This window comes from Sinorhizobium psoraleae (genome assembly GCF_013283645.1).
In the GTDB taxonomy this organism is placed as follows: Bacteria; Pseudomonadota; Alphaproteobacteria; order Rhizobiales; family Rhizobiaceae; genus Sinorhizobium; species Sinorhizobium psoraleae.
On record NZ_JABEKV010000004.1, the window covers coordinates 208,417 to 227,917 of the forward strand.

The window sequence follows — 19,501 nt, forward strand, 5'->3', positions numbered from 1 at the left end:
TTATGTATGTGGTCCCGCGTTTCGCCGATCTTCGCCGTGATCTACCGCGAAGGCCCTGCCATTGCCAGCCCCCGCCGTTGGAAGCCGTCATTGGAGCCATGTGGGGAATTTTGTCGGGCGCGCGGAAATCGCTTGGCAAGCCGAATAACAATGTCTAAAAATAGTGCAAGAAGAACATGTGCCTGAAAGATATGCATTTGCCACTACCGGCCCTGTCATCGTCGCTCCGGATCGGGAATGTTGAAATCCGCAACCGGGTGGCGCTCGCGCCGATGTCCGGGGTGACGGATCTGCCTTTCCGGGCGCTCGCCTGGCGTTTCGGCGCGGGATTTGTGGTGACGGAAATGGTCGCCAGCCGTGAACTGGTCTGTAACGCCGCCGAATCCTGGGTGCGGCTGAAGAATTCGGGCATCGAGCCGCACATCGTCCAACTCGCAGGGCGTGAAGCGCACTGGATGGCCGAAGCCGCAAGAATTGTCGAGGCGAACGGCGCCGATATCATCGACATCAACATGGGCTGCCCGGCGAAGAAAGTGACCGGCGGCTATTCCGGCTCGGCCTTGATGCGCGACCCCGATCACGCGCTGTCGCTAATCGAAGCAATCGTCAAGGCCGTTTCCGTGCCTGTAACGCTGAAGATGCGGCTCGGTTGGGACGAGAACTCGATTAATGCTCCGTTGATTGCTCGCAGGGCCGAAGACGCGGGTGTGCAGGCCATCACGATTCACGGCCGCACACGGATGCAGTTCTACAGCGGAAAGGCGGACTGGGACGCGATCCGTGCGGTTCGCGACGTCATCTCGGTCCCTCTCATCGCCAATGGCGACGTCGATACGGTGGCGGACACCACGGAAATCCTGCGCCGGTCGGGTGCCGACGCGGTCATGGTCGGTCGGTCGTCACAGGGGCGGCCGTGGCATGCGGGTGTCCTTGCCGGCGCTCGTCTTCATCCCGACGCATTGGAGATCGCGCGGATCTTCGCCGAGCACTATGCAACGATGCTCGAATTCTATGGGCCCCAGATCGGCATTCGGCACGCCCGCAAGCATGTCGGCTGGTACATGGAGCGTTTCGCACCGGATCTCTCGTCCACCGACAAGGCGGCGATCCTGACATCCACCGATCCGGATCTGGTCAGCGACCGGGTCGCTGCAGCGATCGCGAATTCCGGCGTCGCATCGGTCAACGAGGAGATGGCGGCATGACGGACAAGGCAATGGCAATGGACCCGGCGGGAGATGCGAACGATCTTTCCATGGCGGTTCTGAACGCGATCCAGAACCCCGTCATCCTTGTTGACGAAGACGGCCTGGTGGCCTTCGCCAACTGGGAAGCAGAGTCCTTTTTTGGCGCCAGCGCCAATCATCTCGCCCGCCACAACATCAGCGCGTTCATTCCATTCGGCAGCCCGCTGCTGACGTTGATCGATCAGGTTCGCGAACGACGAGCGCCTGTCAACGAATACCGGGTCGATCTGAGTTCGCCGCGCCTTGGCGCCGACAAGCTCGTCGATCTCTACGTCGCGCCCGTTCTCTCCGCACCAGGATCTGTGGTCATCGTCTTCCAGGAGCGCTCGATGGCCGACAAGATCGATCGGCAACTGACCCATCGGGGCGCCGCACGATCGGTGACCGGTCTCGCCTCGATGCTGGCCCACGAGATCAAGAACCCGCTTTCCGGAATTCGCGGCGCTGCACAGCTTCTCGAAACATCGGTCAATGACGAGGACCGGGCCTTGACGCGGCTGATCTGTGACGAGACGGACCGTATCGTATCGCTCGTCGACCGCATGGAGGTGTTCTCCGACGAACGGCCGGTCGATCGCGTACCGCTCAATATCCATTCCGTGCTCGACCACGTGAAGGCGATTGCCAAGGCTGGCTTTGCCCGCAGAATCAAGATTTCCGAGAACTACGACCCGTCGCTGCCCCCGGTTTATGCCAATCGAGACCAACTCGTTCAGGTGTTCCTCAACCTGATCAAGAATGCCGCCGAGGCGATCGGCGACCGGACGGACGGCGAGATCATGCTGACGACGGCCTATCGGCCCGGCATTCGGCTCTCGGTTGCGGGAACGCGCGAAAAGATCTCGCTACCGCTGGAGTTCTGCGTGCACGACAACGGACCCGGCGTTCCGTCGGATCTGCTGCCGCATCTTTTCGACCCCTTCATCACCACGAAGACGAACGGCTCGGGCCTTGGGCTGGCGCTGGTCGCCAAGATCATCGGCGGCCATGGGGGCATCGTCGAGTGCGATAGCCAGCACAACCGCACCACCTTCCGTGTTCTGATGCCGGCCTCCAAGGGGCCAGCGGCGGATGACGACGAAATTCCGATGACAAAAGGAAACATTGCATGACGGGCGCTACGATCCTCGTCGCGGATGACGATGCCGCCATTCGCACCGTGCTCAACCAGGCTCTGAGCCGCGCCGGCTATGATGTGCGCATCACCTCCAATGCGGCGACGCTGTGGCGCTGGATCGCTGCCGGCGACGGTGATCTGGTCGTGACCGACGTCATAATGCCGGATGAGAACGCCTTCGACCTCCTGCCTCGGATCAAGAAGGCGCGTCCGGATCTGCCTGTTCTCGTGATGAGCGCGCAAAACACGTTCATGACAGCCATCAAGGCGTCGGAAAAGGGAGCCTATGACTACCTGCCGAAGCCTTTCGACCTGACGGAACTGATCGGGATCATCGGTCGGGCGCTCGCCGAACCGAAGCGTCGTCCCTCCAAGATCGACGACGATTCGCAGGACGGCATGCCGCTTGTCGGCCGCTCGGCCGCCATGCAGGAAATCTACCGGGTGCTCGCGCGTCTGATGCAGACCGATCTGACATTGATGATCACCGGGGAATCGGGGACGGGCAAGGAACTGGTCGCGCGGGCGCTGCACGACTACGGCAAGCGCAGGAATGGCCCCTTCGTTGCAATCAACATGGCGGCGATCCCGCGCGACCTTATCGAATCGGAGCTGTTCGGCCACGAGAAGGGCGCCTTTACCGGCGCACAGACGCGCTCGACCGGCCGTTTCGAGCAGGCGGAAGGCGGGACGCTCTTCCTCGACGAGATCGGCGACATGCCGATGGATGCCCAGACCAGACTCCTGCGTGTGTTGCAGCAGGGGGAATACACGACCGTCGGCGGGCGTACGCCGATCCGCTCGGATGTACGGATCGTCGCCGCGACGAACAAGGACCTGAAACAGTCGATCAACCAAGGGCTTTTCCGCGAGGATCTCTACTATCGCTTGAACGTCGTGCCACTGCGCTTGCCGCCGCTCAGGGATCGGGCCGAGGATATTCCGGATCTCGTCCGCCATTTTGTCCAGCAGGCCGAAAAGGAAGGGCTCGACGTCAAGCGTTTCGACCAGGAAGCGCTGGAACTGATGAAGGCGCATCCGTGGCCCGGCAATGTGCGAGAACTCGAAAATCTGGTACGGAGGCTGACCGCCCTCTATCCACAGGATGTGATCACCAAGGAAATCATCGAGAACGAGCTACGCTCGGAGATCCCCGACAGCCCGATCGAAAAGTCGGCGACCCGCTCCGGTTCGATGTCGATTTCCCAGGCAGTCGAAGAGAATATGCGGCAGTACTTCGCAAGTTTCGGCGATGCCCTGCCGCCCACCGGCCTCTATGATCGGGTGCTCGCGGAGATGGAGTACCCGCTGATCCTCGCAGCCCTGACGGCGACCCGGGGCAACCAGATCAAGGCTGCCGACCTCCTCGGCCTTAACCGAAACACGCTGCGCAAGAAGATCCGCGAACTCGGAGTCTCCGTTTACCGGAGTTCACGCAGTGCTTGACTGTGATGCAACACCGTTGCATTTTCGCCACAATGCGTTGCTTGAACGTCCATAGCGTCGATTCGCTGCGTCGTCATTGAACGCGACTCATCCGGTCGAGGCTCGCCGATACGTTTGGGGCGGGGCGTTGCGGTCAGTTTCTTTGACCTGTTAAAGTTCGCGTTTGCCGGCGCCGTCGGGCGCCGGTTTGGGGGAAGCATTTTACATGGTGGACGGAATGGCCCTGCCATTGGGCACAGAGGACAGGGTCGCAACTGTCCAGGATCGGCGGGCATCCTTCGCCCTGCCTGGATTGATGCTCGCCACCGGCGCGCTGATCTGTGCCACCTTGTCGCTGCTCGTTCTCCTCGGCCTTACCCCCGTTCGACCAGAGCGAAACATCGTCATCGCCTGTGCGGGTATCAACGGCGTCTTCGTCGTCGGCCTGATCTATCTGATCGCGCGCGAAATCCTCAGACTGCTGAGGGCGCGCAGCAAGGGAAGAGCGGCAGCGCGGCTGCATGTGCGCATCGTCGCGCTGTTTTCGATCGTCGCGATAACGCCTGCGATTCTGGTCGCGATTTTCGCGAGCATTACCCTCGACGTCGGGCTCGACCGCTGGTTCTCTCTGCGGACACAGGCGATCGTCCGCTCGTCGCTGAACGTCGCGCAAGCCTATGTGCTGGAGAATGCCAGCTATCTGCAAGGCCAGACTGTGTCGATGGCGAACGACCTCGAGCGCAACCGGCAGCTTTACAGCCTCGATCGCACCGGCTTCACCGAATTGATGACGCGGCAGGCGAGGGGGCGCGGCATGCTTGGCGCCTTCCTGGTCCGCGCCGACGGCAGCGCCATCCTTCAAGCGAATATCTCGACCGAGCGGCCGCTGCCGGCTATTCCGCAGGATGCGCTCAAAAGCACTATTTCCGGCCAGCCGACGCTTATTCCTCCGGGCGTCACCAACCTCGTCGGCGCCGTCATTCCACTCGACAATATACCCGGTACCTATCTCTACACGGTTCGCAACGTCGATCCCGAAGTGATGCGTTCGATGCGGCTGATGGAGGAGAACACTGCCGAATACAAGGCTCTGGAGGCCGGGCGCACGTCGCTGCAGATCGCCTTCGGCGTTCTCTATATCGGCTTTGCTCTCATCGTTCTGCTGGCGGCAATCTGGACGGCGATTGCCGTTGCCGATCGTATCGTTCGACCGATTCGGCAGTTGATCGGTGCCGCGGACAGCGTGGCCTCCGGCAATCTCGACGTCGTCGTTCCGGTGCGCGCCGTCGATGGCGACGTGGGCAATCTGTCGCGCACCTTCAACAAGATGGTCAGCGAGATCCGTACGCAGCAGGAGCAGATCCTGGTGGCGAAGGACGAAGTGGATCAGCGCCGCCGCTTTATCGAGGCCGTGCTCTCCGGCGTCACGACCGCGGTTATCGGCGTCGGCAAAGACCGTCGCATTACCATCGCCAATCCTTCATCGGAAGAATTCCTGAGGACGGCCGCGCCGGGACTGCTGGGCGCAAGCCTCAGCGAGGTTGCGCCGGAGATCGATGCGGTGCTGATCGAGGCCGAAAGCCGCTATCGCAACGACTACCGCAAGCAGATCAACATCATGCGCGGCGGAACCGAGCGCACGCTGAATGTTCAGGTGACGCGGGAGGAAGGCGACGACTCGCACGGTTCCTACGTGATCACCATCGACGACATCACCGATTTGGTGATCGCGCAGCGGTCGACCGCATGGGCCGACGTGGCGCGCCGCATTGCTCACGAGATCAAGAACCCGCTGACACCGATCCAGCTTTCGGCCGAGCGCCTGAGGCGCCGGTACGGCAAGCAGATCGACCAGCAGGACCGGGCCGTCTTCGACCAATGCACCGATACCATCGTGCGGCAGGTGGAGGATATCGGCCGGATGGTCGACGAATTCTCTGCCTTTGCACGGATGCCGAAGCCGACGAAGGAAAAATCCGACCTGCGCTCGATCCTCAAGGATGCCGTATTTCTGCGCGAGATGGGCAACACGCACATCACCTTCGTTCGCGATTTCGGTGACGAGCCGCTCGAAGGGCAGTTCGATGGCCGCATGCTCGGCCAGGCTTTCGGCAACATCGTCAAGAACGCGGTCGAGGCGATCGAGGCCGTCCCCGCTGGAACGTCGCGTGGTGCGCCGACCATCATCATTCGCTCCCGTCGCGAGGGTGCTTCCGGCCGCTTCGTTGTCGATGTCATCGACAACGGCAAGGGGCTGCCGACCGAGAACCGGCACAGAATTCTGGAGCCGTACATGACGATGCGCGAAAAGGGCACCGGTCTCGGCCTCGCAATCGTCAAGAAAATCATCGAGGACCATGGCGGACAACTGGAACTGCACGACGCACCGGTCGATTTCGACGGCGGCGTCGGGGCGATGATCCGGGTGATTCTGCCGCCTGCCGGGGAGACCGGGGGCGAAGATACTGTAAAGGATAAGGGTAATACCAATGGCGGCTGATATTCTGGTTGTGGATGATGAGGAGGACATCCGGGAGATCGTCTCGGGAATCCTGTCGGACGAGGGTCACGAGACCCGGACGGCTTTTGACAGCGACAGCGCGCTTGCGGCGATCAACGATCGTGTGCCGAGACTGGTTTTCCTGGACATCTGGATGCAGGGTAGCCGCCTCGACGGACTGGCGCTGCTTGACGAAATCAAGGGCCGCCATCCCGATCTGCCAGTGGTGATGATTTCCGGTCACGGCAACATCGAAACGGCCGTTTCCGCCATCAAGCGTGGCGCTTACGATTTCATCGAGAAACCGTTCAAGGCGGACCGGCTGATTCTCATCGCCGAGCGGGCGTTGGAGAATTCCAAGCTCAAGCGCGAGGTCTCGGAACTGAAGAGAAAGTCCGGCGATCCGGTGGAGCTCATCGGAACCTCCGTCGCCGTATCGCAGCTGCGGCAGACGATCGAGAAGGTGGCGCCGACCAACAGCCGAATCATGATCCAGGGCCCTTCGGGTTCCGGCAAGGAACTTGTCGCACGCATGATCCACCGCAAATCCACGCGTTCGTCCGGGCCGTTCGTCGCGCTGAACGCGGCAGCAATCACCCCGGATCGCATGGAAATCGCGCTTTTCGGCACGGAAGGGACGCCCGGCCAACCGCGCCGAACAGGTGCGTTGGAAGAGGCCCATGGCGGCATTCTTTATCTCGACGAAATCGGCGAAATGCCGCGGGAAACGCAAAACAAAATCCTGCGCGTGCTTGTCGATCAGCAGTTCGAGCGCGTCGGCGGTTCGAAGCGCGTCAAGGTGGATGTGCGCATCATCTCCTCGACCGCTTACAATCTGGAAAACATGATTTCCGAAGGCCTTTTCCGCGAGGACCTGTTTCACCGGCTGGCGGTGATCCCGGTGCGCGTTCCGGCTCTTGCCGAAAGGCGCGAAGACATACCCTTCCTCGTGGACATGTTCATGCGTCAGGTGAGCGAACAGGCCGGCATACGCCCCCGCAAGATCGGCGAGGATGCGCTCGCCGTCCTGCAGGCGCATGACTGGCCGGGCAACATCCGCCAGTTGCGCAACAACATCGAACGCCTGATGATTCTCGCACGCAGCGACGGGCCCGATACGCCGATCACCGCCGACATGCTGCCGACAGAGGTCGGCGACACGTTGCCGAAGATTTCCGCACAGGGTGATCAGCACATCATGACCTTGCCGCTGCGCGAGGCTCGTGAAATGTTCGAGCGCGATTATCTGATCGCCCAGATCAACCGATTCGGCGGAAACATCTCGCGCACGGCGGAGTTCGTCGGCATGGAGCGTTCCGCGCTTCATCGCAAGCTGAAGTCGCTGGGCGTCTGATCCGGAGCGGGTTGGCGGCGGTTTTTCGCTTCTCTGCGCTGCAGCTTGTGGGATGAAGGAACGGCGATGAAAGTTGTCATTTGCGGCGCCGGACAGGTCGGATACGGGATCGCCGAGCGTCTGTCACAGGAAAACAACGACGTTTCGGTGATCGATACGTCCGCCGCGCTCATCGCGCACATCACCGAGACGCTGGATGTGCGCGGCTATGTCGGTCACGGCGCCCATCCGGATGTGCTGGCGAGAGCCGGTGCCGATCAGGCTGACATGATCATCGCGGTGACCCTTTTCGACGAGGTCAACATCGTCGCCTGCGAAGTGGCGCATGCGATCTTCAACGTGCCGACCAAGGTCGCCCGGATTCGCGCTCAGAATTATCTCGTACCGGAGTATTCGGACCTCTTTTCACGGGAGAACGTCCCGATCGACGTGACGATTTCGCCGGAGATCGAAGTCGGGCGTCTGGTTCTTCGGCGCATTTCCTTTCCCGGCGCGACCGATGTGGTTCGCTTCGCCGAGGATCGCATCGCCATGGTTGCGATCGAGTGCATGGAAGATTGTCCTGTCGTGGACACGCCGCTGCAGCAACTGAGCGAGCTCTTCCCGGATCTTCTGGCGACCGTCACCGGCATTTTCCGGGACGGAAAGCTGATCGTGCCGCATTCCGCCGATCAATTGCAGATGGGGGATCTCGCTTATGTCGTCTGCGATCGAGATCATACGCGCCGCACGCTGGGACTCTTCGGGCACGAGGAGCAGGAGGCGCGGCGGATCATCATCATGGGCGGCGGCAACATCGGCTATTTCGTCGCGCGCACCATCGAGGAGCAGCAGCCCCGCATGCGCGTCAAGCTCATCGAGAGCGACCGGGACCGCGCGGTGCTCTTGGCCGACAAGCTGAGCAACACGGTCGTCTTGAACGGCTCGGCCATGGATCAGCGGATCCTGATGCAGGCGGATGTTCAGGAAGCCGATCTCGTGGTCGCCCTCACGAACAACGATCAGATCAATATTCTCGGCAGCATGATGGCCAAGCGCCTGGGCGCCAAGTCGACCCTGGTGCTGATCAATGAGCCGGCCTACCAGGATTTTGCCGGCACCGCCGGAGTCGACGCGCATATCAACCCGCGGGCGGTGACGATCTCCCGCGTCCTGCAGCATGTCAGGAAAGGTCGCATCCGGTCGGTCTATGCGGTGCAGAACGGCGCGGCGGAAGTCATCGAGGCCGAGGCACTCGAAACATCGCCGCTGGTCGGCAAGGCGCTCCGCGAGCTTGAACTGCCGGAAGGGATCCGCATCGGCGCGCTCTATCGCGACAAGACTTTCATTCGTCCTGACGGCAACACGAGGATCAAGGCGAAGGATCGCGTCGTTCTTTTCGCATCCGCCGACGCCGTGCGCCACGTCGAACAGCTTTTCCGAGTCAGCATCCAATATTTCTGAGGTCGCGATCCCGATGCCGAGAATTGCCTATGTCAACGGCGCTTACGTGCCGCATTCCGAAGCTGCAGTTCATGTCGAAGACCGCGGCTACCAGTTCGCGGACGGCGTCTACGAGGTCTGCGAGGTTCGGCACGGCTTCATCGTGGACCTCAGCCGGCATCTGGATCGCCTCGACCGATCCCTGAAGGAACTGCGGATCGGCTGGCCGATGAGCCGGGCGGCGCTGATCCACGTCATTCGCGAGGTGTTGCGCAGGAACCGGGTGCGCAACGGGCTCTTCTACCTGCAGGTAACCCGTGGCGTTGCGCGGCGCGATCACGTTTTTCCGACAAAAGATACGCCGCCGTCGCTCGTCGTTACGGCCAAGCGGACGGACGCCGCGGCAATCGCAAAGAAGAATGCCGAGGGAATCGCTGCGATCACGGTGCCGGAGAACCGATGGGATCGGGTCGATATCAAGTCGGTCGGCCTTCTGCCGAATGTTCTCGCGCGACAGAAGGCAAAGGAGCTCGGAGCGCAGGAGGCGATTTTCGTCGACGTAGACGGCACCGTCAAAGAGGGGGCGGCGACGAACGTCTGGATCGTCGATGGCGATGGCACGTTGCGCACACGTCCGGCAGAGCACGGCATTCTGCGGGGCATAACCCGGACGACACTGATGGACGTGGCGAAGCCCCTTGGCCTGAAGGTCGAGGAAAAGGCGTTTTCGGTAGAGGAAATGTTTGCGGCGCGTGAAGTGTTCATCACCGCGGCGACGAGCATCTGCTTTCCCGTCGTCTCGGTCGACGGAAAGACGATTGGCAATGGCCATCCCGGAAGCATAGCACAGAATATTCGCGAAGCCTTTTTCGACATTGCGGAAAAGACATTGATTTGATACCAAACTTGGAGAGGTGTCGGGGAAGGATACTGTGACGCCTCGAAACGCAGAATTAGACAAAATGCACCGGCGCGCAAAGGCCGGCAAATAAGAAAGAAGCGGCGCGATGGCGGAACGTTCTCAAAACTTGCAGGATCTCTTTCTCAATACCGTCCGCAAGCAAAAGATTTCATTGACCATTTTCCTCATCAACGGCGTCAAATTGACGGGTGTGGTCACATCTTTTGACAATTTCTGTGTATTGTTGCGCCGCGACGGCCATTCTCAGCTCGTCTATAAGCACGCCATCTCGACGATCATGCCGGGTCAGCCGCTGCAAATGTTCGAGAATGAGGAAGCCGCATCCTGACGGGACGTGAGGAACATTACCAAGCGTGATTCAAAATCGTCGTCGGTCATTCCGGAGCTGGAAAAGCTCCGCGATGACATGCGCGCGGTCGTCGTCGTTCCTGTTCTGAAGAAGACAGGAAAGGCATCAGCCGAGATCCTGTCTGCACCGGTAACGCGCTCCGACGAAAGCCGTCTGGAAGAGGCCACCGGTCTTGCGCTCGCCATCGATCTCGACGTCGTGCACGGCATGATCGTTCCAGTGGCCCAGCCGAAGCCGGGAACTTTGCTCGGCAGCGGCAAGATCGAGGAAATCGGCCACATCCTGAACGAAAAGGATGCCGGGCTGGTGATCGTCGATCACCCGCTGACGCCGGTGCAGCAGCGCAATCTCGAGAAGGAATGGAACGCCAAGGTCATCGACCGCACGGGCCTCATTCTGGAAATCTTCGGGCGTCGTGCCTCCACCAAGGAAGGCACGCTTCAGGTCGATCTCGCGCACCTCAACTATCAGAAGGGCCGGCTGGTCAGAAGCTGGACCCACCTTGAACGCCAGCGCGGCGGCGCGGGCTTCATGGGCGGCCCCGGTGAAACCCAGATCGAGGCCGACCGCAGGCTGCTCCAGGAAAGGATCGTCCGCCTGGAGCGTGAGCTCGAGCAGGTACGGCGCACCCGCCAGCTTCATCGCTCGAAGCGAAAGAAGGTGCCGCACCCGATCGTGGCACTGGTCGGCTATACGAACGCGGGCAAATCGACGCTCTTCAATCGGATGACCGGCGCGGGCGTGCTGGCCGAGGACATGCTTTTCGCGACGCTCGATCCGACGCTTCGGCGTCTAAAGCTTCCGCATGGGCGTATGGTCATTCTGTCCGATACGGTCGGCTTCATCTCCGATCTGCCAACACACCTTGTCGCAGCTTTCCGGGCGACTCTTGAGGAAGTGCTCGAAGCAGACCTGATCCTGCATGTGCGCGACCTTTCCGATCCGGACAACCAGGCGCAGGCAAGCGATGTGTTGCGCATCCTTGCCGATCTCGGCATCGACGAGAAGGAAGGCGCCGCGCGTATCATCGAAGTCTGGAACAAGATCGACAGGCTCGAACCGGAAATGCACGAGGCGCTGGTGAACAAGGCGGCAGCTGCGGCCAATACGGTCGCCGTTTCCGCGATTACCGGCGAGGGTGTCGATCAACTGCTTGCCGAGATCGGCCACCGTCTTTCGGGTGTGCTGACTGAGTGCACGGTCGTGCTCGGTCTCGATCAGTTGCAGCTCTTGCCTTGGGTGTACGAACACTCGATCGTTGATGGACGCGACGATCTGGAAGACGGAAGGGTCAGCCTTGATCTGCGCCTGACCGAAGGCGAGGCCGCCGAGCTTGAACGGCGGCTCGGTAACGGACCGAAACCGGTCGAAGAGGACTGGTGACGAGCTGACGCAACGGCATCCCGTTACGTCAGCTGGCGCTCGATCGCCTTGGCGGCCTGCCAGAGTTCTTCCATGCGCTCCAGCGAGGCGACGTCGAGGCTCTCTCCGCCTGCTTCCAGCTCCTGCTCTATATGACCGAAGCGTCGGCGGAACTTGGTATTGGTGCCGCGGAGCGCCATTTCCGGATCGGTGCCGACGTGGCGCCCGATATTGACGACAGCGAAAATCAGGTCGCCGAGTTCGTCGGCCACCTTTCGCTGGTCTCCATCCTTGAGGGCCTGCCGCAGTTCGGTGATCTCCTCCTCGATCTTGTCGAGGATAGGTTCGGGCTTCGACCAGTCGAAGCCGACTTTTGCCGCGCGTTCCTGAAGCTTGAGTGCTTCGACCAGGGCCGGGAAACTGCGTTGCACGGAACCGAGATGGCTGGCGTCCGCGTCCTGCGGCAGGCCACGCCGCATGCGCCGCTGCCGCCGGTCGGCCTTCTCGGCCCGTTTGATCTCGTCCCATTGCAGCTTGACCGCCTCAGGCGTATCGGCGTCCGAGCGCGCGAAGACATGCGGATGGCGACGGATCATCTTGCGGGTGACGGCTTCGACGACGTCGCCGAAGGAGAATTCGCCGGCCTCTTCCGCTATGCGGGCATGAAAGACCACTTGTAAGAGAAGGTCGCCGAGCTCGTCGCAGAGATCGTCCATGTCGTGGCGCTCGATGGCGTCGGCGACCTCGTAGGCTTCTTCGATCGTGTAGGGCTTTATCGTCTCGAAAGTCTGGACGATATCCCAGGGGCAGCCGGTGTCCGGCTGGCGGAGCGCCGCCATGATTTCGAGCAGGCGTTCAATGTCGCGAGAGGGTTCCATGGCTCAGTTCAGCGGTATCGTGTTCCGGTCCTTGCCTGCCTGGTAGTCTCGAGACAGACGGTGATAACGCTCGCGGATGCGGCCATCCTGCGCAGCGAGTCGTTCCTTTGTCAGTTGATCGGTATCGCGCGTCAGTGCCGCAATCGAGGCCGATTTCCAGAAGGCGTTTTCCTGTGCGTAGCCGCCCGGTTCCAGCCGGAAGACTTCCTTCAGGATCTTCAGGTCGTGAGGGATCGAGAAGCTGTCGCGCGAATCCTCGTGGCTGAAGAAATAGTAGAAATTGTCGAAGCCGGCCCAGGTGATCGCGGAGAGGCACATGGAGCAGGGCTCATGGGTGGAGAGAAAGATGAGTTCCCGTGTGTCGGGCTTGTCTGCCATCTCGTAAAAGCGCTTGAGCGCATGGACTTCGCCATGCCACAGCGGATTTTCCGTCTCGTTGTTGGTTTCGGCAAGCACCAGCGAAAGATCGGACTTGCGCAGGATCGCCGCGCCGAAGACCTTGTTGCCGGCTGACACGCCTTTTTCCGTCAGCGGAAGGATGTCTTTTTCGATCACCGTCAACAGGCGTTCGGCCAGTTCCGATTGTCTCATTTCTGTACTCTCCGCAAATATCAGGCGGCATTTAACGGAGGTCGGCTCGCCAGCGCAATGGCCGAGCCAGGCTCGCGGAGCTGTCTGTCCCGGAGATATTTACTCAAAATGGCTGACTGTCGAGCAAAACAATACGTGGCCGGAAAAGCATTGAAATTTCTGTTTCTTCAATTGTTGCCGGCTATGGAGGATATTCGCCGCAGCCTGTAGAAGGAGCCGCTCTTTCAGTGATGTCGCAGCAACTGTCCTTTTTCCCGACATTCTTTAGCGTCGCGCAGAAGCGCGTGGCGGTGTTCGGCAATGGGGACGAGGCTTTTGCCAAGGTGCGGCTGCTTCTGAATACCGAGGCGCGCATCGTCGTTTATGCGGATGCGCCCGAGGCCTCGTTCGAGACATTCCTCCAGACCAACGGCCTTGAGACCGTTCGGGAAGCCTTTGCCGCGCATCAGGTCGAGAGCGCCGTCCTCGTGTTCGCTGCGACCGGCGATGCCGTGGCGGACAGGGCGATCGTTGCCGCCGCGCGGGAAAGAAAAATCCCCGCGAATGCCGTCGATCAGCCGGATTATTGCGATTTCCTGACGCCCGCTCTTGTAAATCGCGCACCGGTCGCCGTCGCGATCGGTACGGAAGGGGCGGGACCCGTTCTGGCGCAGATGATCCGCGCCCAGATCGATCAATTGCTTTCTCCGTCGCTCGGTATCGTCGCATCTTTGGCTGCAAGCTATCGCGATGCGGTCGAGCGGCTGGTCCCGCGCGGTGTCGCGCGCCGCGTTTTCTGGCGGCGGTTCTTCTCCGGTCCGGTGGCCGATCATGTTGCGCTTGGCGATGTCGCCTCAGCCCGCCGCGAGGCGTCGCGGCTGCTGGATGGTGCAGATCGCGTTTCCGGTCATGTCTGGCTCGTGGGTGCCGGGCCGGGAGCGGAAGACTTGCTGACGCTCCGCGCGCAGCGCGTGATGATGGAGGCCGATGCGATCGTCTATGACGCACTCGTGCCGCAGGCGATCGTCGATATGGGGCGCCGCGATGCCGAGCGTCTTTCGGTCGGCAAGCGCAAAGGCTGCCACACGAAATCGCAGGACGAAATCAACCAGTTGCTGGTGAAACTCGCAGGCGAGGGCAAGCGTGTCGTTCGGCTGAAATCCGGCGATCCTCTAATCTTCGGTCGAGCCGGCGAGGAGATGGCTGCATTGCGGGAAGCCGGCATGAGCTACGAGATCGTTCCCGGTATCACTTCCGCTTTTGCCGCAGCGGCAGACTTCGAGTTGCCGTTGACCCTTCGCGGCGTCGCGTCGTCGCTGGTCTTCACGACCGGCCACGACCTTGCCGGTGACGTGCTGCCGGACTGGGCGCGGCTTGCCGTTTCCGGCGCGACGATCGCGGTCTATATGGGGCGCACTGTGGCGGCTTCGGTTGCCGCACGGCTCATGCAGGCGGGCCTTCCGCAGGAGACGACCGTCGCCGTGATCGAGAACGCCAGCCGCGCCGAACGTCGCCTGTTGCACGGGATTCTACGCGACCTGCCGGACCTTGAAGCCCGCACGGAGCTCGACGGCCCGGTCATGGTGATCATTGGTGATGCTGTTGCGGGTGCGAATTTCGGCCGGTCGGAGCCGCTTGCTGCCGGGCGGCGGCAGGGCACCGAGGCCAGGGACGCTTCTAGCGCGAAACGCGCTGAACAGATTTTGAATTGAGGACGACGCGAATGGTGGACAAGGTTTTGACGGCAAACCGACTGGCGGATGGCATATCCGTCTGGCTCGACGCCTCCGGCAATTGGGTGGAGTCGCTGCAGGACGCCTTCGTCGCCCGCCACGCCGAGGCCATTGCGGCGCTCGAAGCAACCGGAAAGCGCTCGTTCGACGAGAATAAAGTCGTGGACGTCAACGTTATCGACGTTGAGGAAGTTGACGGCACGCTTCGCCCGCTGCGCATGCGCGAGCGGATCCGGGCCGAGGGCCCGTCGATAGCCTACGCTCCTGGATATCATGGGCTTTCCGGCCCGAAATTTGCTGCCTAAGGACCTGAGACCCTATGTACCGTTACGACGAATTCGACCACGCCTTCGTTTCTGCACGTGTCGAGCAGTTCCGTGATCAGGTCCAGCGGCGGCTGTCCGGTGAACTGGCTGAAGATGCCTTCAAACCGCTGCGGTTGATGAATGGCGTCTATCTGCAACTGCACGCCTACATGCTCCGCGTTGCTATCCCCTACGGCACGCTGTCGAGCCGACAGATGCGGATGCTCGCCCACATCGCCCGCAAATACGACCGCGGCTATGGGCATTTCACGACGCGCCAGAACATCCAGTACAACTGGCCGCGTCTTTCCGACACGCCGGACATCCTGCAGGAACTGGCAAGTGTCGAGATGCATGCGCTGCAGACCTCGGGCAACTGCATTCGCAACGTGACGGCGGATCACTTTTCCGGCGCGGCTGCCGACGAAGTTGCCGACCCGCGCCCCTATGCCGAGATTCTCCGCCAATGGTCGAGCGTCCATCCGGAATTCTCGTTCCTGCCGCGCAAGTTCAAGATCGCGGTAACCGGTGCCGAGCGTGACCGCGCCGCGATCCAGGTGCACGACATCGGCTTGCACCTGAAGAAGGACGAGAATGGCAGGCTCGGCTTTGCCGTCTATGTGGGCGGTGGGCAGGGCCGGACCCCGATGATCGCCAAGAAGATACGTGACTTCCTGCCGGAAGAGGACCTGCTCTCGTACACCACGGCGATCATGCGCGTTTACAACCTGTATGGCCGCCGCGACAACAAGTACAAGGCGCGCATCAAGATCCTGGTGCATGAAACCGGTGCCGAGGAGCTGGCGCGCCAGGTCGAAGGCGAATTCGCCAAGCTCCAGGACACCGAGTTGAGGCTGCCGGAAGCCGATATCCAGGCGATTTCGGCTTATTTTGCGCCGGCAGCCTTGCCGAACCGACCGGAAGGCTGGGGAAGCCTCGCGCGCTGGAAGAAGGCCGATCCGGAGTTCGCGCGCTGGGTTCCCCAGAACGTCGAGCCGCACAAGCATCCCGACTACGGCATGGTGACCATTTCGCTGAAGCCGATCGGTGGCATTCCGGGCGACGCCAGTGACGCACAGATGGATGCGGTCGCGGATATCGCCGAGGAATACGCCTTCGATGAAATCCGCGTCAGCCACGAGCAGAACTTGATTCTGCCGCATGTGGCGCTCGCTGATTTGGAGCCGGTCTACCGCGCTCTGGTTGCGGCCGGTCTCGCGACGGCCAATGCGGGCTTGATCACCGACATCATCGCCTGTCCCGGCCTTGACTATTGCGCGCTAGCCAACGCGCGTTCGATCCCGGTCGCCCAGGAGATTTCGAACCGCTTCGGCTCCCCCGAAAGGCAAGCCGAAATCGGCGAGCTCAAGATCAAGATCTCCGGCTGCATTAATGCCTGCGGCCACCATCACGTCGGCCATATCGGCCTGTTGGGTGTCGAGAAGAAGGGTGCCGAACTTTATCAGATCACGCTCGGCGGGTCTGGCGACGAGAACACGTCGATCGGCGAAATCATCGGCCGCGGCTTCGAGCCGGAAAAGGTCACCGATGCCGTCGAGACGATCGTCGACACCTATCTCGGTCTGCGCCGGGACAGGTCGGAGACCTTCCTCGAGGCTTATCGCCGGGTTGGACCGCAACCGTTCAAGGATGCACTCTACGGCGGCAATGCACAGGAAGCCGCTTGAGGCAGGGACGAGAACATGACGAAAATCTGGAAAGAAACCGGCTTTGTGAGCGATGATCCCTGGATCATCGAGACGGAAGAAGCCAAGGCCGGCTCGAACGAAAAGGCGATTCTCGGCCTCGATGCGTTCCTCGACGCGGTCTCCACTGGGGACGGGCGCGAGTTTGGTGTCCTGATCGCGCCCGCCGACGACGTGACGCGGTTGGCCCCTTACCTGGATCGGGTCGCTCTGGTCGCGGTCGCGTTTCCGGCCTTCAATGACGGACGTGCCTTCAGCCACGCCTCGCTGCTTCGCGCGCGGCTCGGCTTCGAAGGTGAAGTCCGCGCCGTCGGAGACGTGCTGATCGACCAGATCCCGTTGATGTTGCGTTGTGGCATTGACAGTTTCGCTGTCACCAATGCGACGGCGATCAAGCGTCTTTCGGAGGGGCGCCTACCCGGCATCGCCAATCACTATCAGCCGACTGCAAGGCCCTCATCGGACGTGAAATCTTACAGTTGGCGCCGCGTTTCTTAAAAAAACGCGGTTGCGACAGTGTGAAGCAAGCCGAAATCCTCGAAAGCGCCTATATTTGGAAGGGATTTCCTTTCAATCGAGTGCGAGTTGGAATATCCGCTCATACTTGATAGACAGGGTCACCATTACAGGACTGTAGCCACGATGAATGCTCCGGCAAAAACGGAAGATTTCGCGATCCAGGCACCGGCGGGTGTCTTTGTCGAGACGGTCACGAGTGTCACGCACTATACGGACCACCTTTTCCGTTTCCGCATGACCCGTCCCCAGGAGTTCCGTTTCCGCTCCGGCGAATTCGCCATGATCGGTCTCATGGTCGGCGACAAGCCCATCTATCGCGCCTATTCGGTCGCAAGCCCGGCATGGGACGAGGAACTCGAGTTCTTCTCGATCAAGGTTCCGGACGGTCCGCTGACGTCGCATCTGCAGAAGATCAAGCCGGGCGACCAGGTTCTTATGCGCAAGAAGCCGACGGGCACGCTGGTGCTCGACGCGCTTGTGCCCGGCCGCAGGCTTTACATGTTCTCGACCGGTACCGGCATTGCTCCCTTCGCGAGCCTCATCCGCGATCCGGAGACCTATGAAAAGTTCGAGGAAGTCATCCTTACGCACACCTGCCGCGACGTGGCGGAACTGAAATACGGTTTCGATCTGGTAGATGAGATCCGCAATCACGAGTTCCTGAACGAGATTGTAGGCGGCAAGCTTCGCCACTATGCGACGGTGACGCGCGAAGACTATCCATTCAAGGGCCGGATCACCGACCTGATGACCAACGGCAAGTTCTTCGCGGATCTCGGCCTTCCGCCGCTCGATCCGGCGATCGATCGCGGCATGATCTGCGGGTCGACTGCGATGCTCAAGGACACCAAGGAAATTCTGGAGGCCGCCGGCCTGACGGAAGGCGCCAACAACAAACCGGCGGAATTCGTTATCGAGCGTGCATTCGTCGGCTGATATCGCAGGCAATTGAGATATCAATGATTACGAAGAGGCGCGTCCCGAACGTGCCTCTTTTCGTTTGTGGAGCGTTGAGTTCAGGCAAACATCACGCTGCACGCCGCGCAGACGTCGCATATTCTTGAAGAAGCCTTTCACTGGAAAGGGCGGTTAAAGACCGGAAGCATGTCGCCGGACGCTCGACATCAGGCGTCCGCGAGGTAATCCATCAACTGCAACATGGCCGCGGCGGCTTTCTCGGCATCCGCTGCCTCGATCGCGCGCATCACCTTGATGTGACGTTGCACTGACGCCTTCATCTTTTCCGGCGCCGCGGATGCAAACCATATGCGGCGCGCATGGGTCTGCAAGGGCGCAAGTGCTGCCGTCAGAAACCTGTTCGGGCAGGCGTCTTCCATGATTTCGTCGAACATCTTGTCGGCGACGAGGAAGCCTTCCATGTCGCCTTGATCCGAACATGCCGCCATCTGTTGCTCGCAGCCGCTTATCGCCAGCCGAGCCTCGGGGCTCGCATGTTGCGCGACGAGGGTTGCCGCTAATGGTTCCAACCGTTGGCGCGTCTGCATCACGTGAGCGCGATCCTCCGGTTGGATCATGGTGATCTGTAATCCCACCCGCGCGCGAATCTCGATGAGCCTCTGCCAGGCAAGTTTCTGGATCGCTTCCCGAACAGGGGTACGGCCATGCTCGGCGAGTTCGATGAGCTGGCGCTCGGTTACGAGCGATCCGGGCTTGAGCTTTAACGTGACGATGAGGCGTTCGAGCGCCAGATAGGCGAGGTGGGCCTGGGAATGGACTGGCATGGGCATCCCTTGGTTCTGATATATCAGAAAATGACACGTATTCGAAATGGTGGCAAGCAAGCTGATATATCAGAAACAAGGAGGCCTATCATGTGCGCGGCGTATTTCCTGCAGTAACCACAAAATTCACGACTGAGGGCGAGTTCGACAAGGCGGAGATGGAACGCCGCTTTGCGTTCGAGGCCGGCGCGGACGGCATGATCGTTTGCGGTTCGCCTGGCGAGAACATGACGCTCGACGCGGAGGAGGTTGCCGGCGGCAAGCGGCCGACACTGCCCGCACTTTGACAGTTCCGGCGGGGCCGGTTGCCGGTCCGCCTCGTTCTAGGCGGTCACGCGATCCCGCGAGGG

General features: G+C 61.0%; 17 protein-coding genes and 1 pseudogene. 15 read left to right on the forward strand and 3 right to left on the reverse strand.

Features of this window, described 5'->3' with window-relative positions; genetic code table 11:
- Positions 1-176: 176 nt before the first annotated feature.
- The 9 genes from dusB (at position 177) to hflX (ending at position 11,719) form a co-directional block, all read left to right on the forward strand.
- Complete coding sequence (gene dusB, locus ILFOPFJJ_RS21995; protein WP_173512692.1) at positions 177-1,205, forward strand: tRNA dihydrouridine synthase DusB; 1,029 nt, start codon at positions 177-179, stop codon at positions 1,203-1,205.
- Positions 1,202-2,359, forward strand: coding sequence for a two-component system sensor histidine kinase NtrB (locus tag ILFOPFJJ_RS22000; protein ID WP_173512693.1), 1,158 nt, complete (start codon positions 1,202-1,204; stop codon positions 2,357-2,359). Before dusB ends, ILFOPFJJ_RS22000 begins: the two co-directional genes overlap by 4 nt.
- Positions 2,356-3,810, forward strand: coding sequence for a nitrogen regulation protein NR(I) (gene ntrC, locus ILFOPFJJ_RS22005; RefSeq protein ID WP_173512694.1), 1,455 nt, complete (start codon positions 2,356-2,358; stop codon positions 3,808-3,810). Before ILFOPFJJ_RS22000 ends, ntrC begins: the two co-directional genes overlap by 4 nt.
- Positions 3,811-4,015: 205 nt before the next feature.
- A complete protein-coding gene (locus ILFOPFJJ_RS22010; RefSeq protein ID WP_173512695.1) occupies positions 4,016-6,289 on the forward strand; it encodes a sensor histidine kinase NtrY-like in 2,274 nt (757 codons plus the stop codon).
- Positions 6,279-7,643, forward strand: coding sequence for a two-component system response regulator NtrX (gene ntrX / locus ILFOPFJJ_RS22015; RefSeq protein ID WP_173512696.1), 1,365 nt, complete (start codon positions 6,279-6,281; stop codon positions 7,641-7,643). The genes ILFOPFJJ_RS22010 and ntrX overlap by 11 nt, the downstream gene beginning before the upstream one ends.
- Positions 7,644-7,709: 66 nt before the next feature.
- Complete coding sequence (trkA, locus tag ILFOPFJJ_RS22020; protein ID WP_173512697.1) at positions 7,710-9,086, forward strand: Trk system potassium transporter TrkA; 1,377 nt, start codon at positions 7,710-7,712, stop codon at positions 9,084-9,086.
- 13 nt (positions 9,087-9,099) lie between these two features.
- Positions 9,100-9,963, forward strand: coding sequence for a D-amino-acid transaminase (locus ILFOPFJJ_RS22025; RefSeq protein WP_173512698.1), 864 nt, complete (start codon positions 9,100-9,102; stop codon positions 9,961-9,963).
- Positions 9,964-10,072: 109 nt separating this feature from the next.
- The gene (gene hfq, locus ILFOPFJJ_RS22030) at positions 10,073-10,315 is read left to right on the forward strand and encodes an RNA chaperone Hfq (RefSeq protein WP_003535434.1); all 243 of its coding nucleotides are present in this window, start codon (positions 10,073-10,075) and stop codon (positions 10,313-10,315) included.
- A 6-nt stretch (positions 10,316-10,321) separates the two neighbouring features.
- Positions 10,322-11,719, forward strand: coding sequence for a GTPase HflX (hflX, locus tag ILFOPFJJ_RS22035; RefSeq protein WP_173512699.1), 1,398 nt, complete (start codon positions 10,322-10,324; stop codon positions 11,717-11,719).
- Positions 11,720-11,742: 23 nt separating this feature from the next.
- Here hflX and mazG read toward each other — a convergent pair whose 3' ends face one another.
- Positions 11,743-12,576, reverse strand: a complete 834-nt coding sequence (gene mazG, locus ILFOPFJJ_RS22040) for a nucleoside triphosphate pyrophosphohydrolase (protein WP_173512700.1) — start codon at positions 12,574-12,576, stop codon at positions 11,743-11,745.
- A 3-nt stretch (positions 12,577-12,579) separates the two neighbouring features.
- On the reverse strand, positions 12,580-13,167 hold the full coding sequence (locus ILFOPFJJ_RS22045) for a deaminase (protein WP_173512701.1): 588 nt from the start codon (positions 13,165-13,167) through the stop codon (positions 12,580-12,582).
- Between the two features lie 230 nt (positions 13,168-13,397).
- On the opposite strand from ILFOPFJJ_RS22045, the gene cysG reads away from it, so the two are divergent.
- The 5 genes from cysG to ILFOPFJJ_RS22070 all read left to right on the forward strand — a co-directional run bounded on the left by cysG (position 13,398) and on the right by ILFOPFJJ_RS22070 (position 18,345).
- Entirely contained in the window at positions 13,398-14,858 is a 1,461-nt protein-coding gene (gene cysG / locus ILFOPFJJ_RS22050) for a siroheme synthase CysG (protein WP_173512702.1), read from the forward strand.
- Positions 14,859-14,869: 11 nt separating this feature from the next.
- On the forward strand, positions 14,870-15,184 hold the full coding sequence (locus ILFOPFJJ_RS22055) for a DUF2849 domain-containing protein (protein ID WP_173512703.1): 315 nt from the start codon (positions 14,870-14,872) through the stop codon (positions 15,182-15,184).
- Positions 15,185-15,198: 14 nt separating this feature from the next.
- The gene (locus ILFOPFJJ_RS22060) at positions 15,199-16,872 is read left to right on the forward strand and encodes a nitrite/sulfite reductase (protein WP_173512704.1); all 1,674 of its coding nucleotides are present in this window, start codon (positions 15,199-15,201) and stop codon (positions 16,870-16,872) included.
- 15 nt (positions 16,873-16,887) lie between these two features.
- Complete coding sequence (locus ILFOPFJJ_RS22065; RefSeq protein WP_173512705.1) at positions 16,888-17,388, forward strand: DUF934 domain-containing protein; 501 nt, start codon at positions 16,888-16,890, stop codon at positions 17,386-17,388.
- 144 nt (positions 17,389-17,532) lie between these two features.
- The gene (locus ILFOPFJJ_RS22070) at positions 17,533-18,345 is read left to right on the forward strand and encodes a ferredoxin--NADP reductase (protein ID WP_173512706.1); all 813 of its coding nucleotides are present in this window, start codon (positions 17,533-17,535) and stop codon (positions 18,343-18,345) included.
- A gap of 188 nt (positions 18,346-18,533) precedes the next feature.
- On the opposite strand, the gene ILFOPFJJ_RS22075 is transcribed toward ILFOPFJJ_RS22070, so the two are convergent.
- A complete protein-coding gene (locus ILFOPFJJ_RS22075; protein WP_173512707.1) occupies positions 18,534-19,151 on the reverse strand; it encodes a GntR family transcriptional regulator in 618 nt (205 codons plus the stop codon).
- A 92-nt stretch (positions 19,152-19,243) separates the two neighbouring features.
- On the opposite strand from ILFOPFJJ_RS22075, the pseudogene ILFOPFJJ_RS22080 reads away from it, so the two are divergent.
- A pseudogene (locus tag ILFOPFJJ_RS22080) lies at positions 19,244-19,414 on the forward strand (dihydrodipicolinate synthase family protein); the annotation flags it as partial.
- Positions 19,415-19,501: the final 87 nt, after the last annotated feature.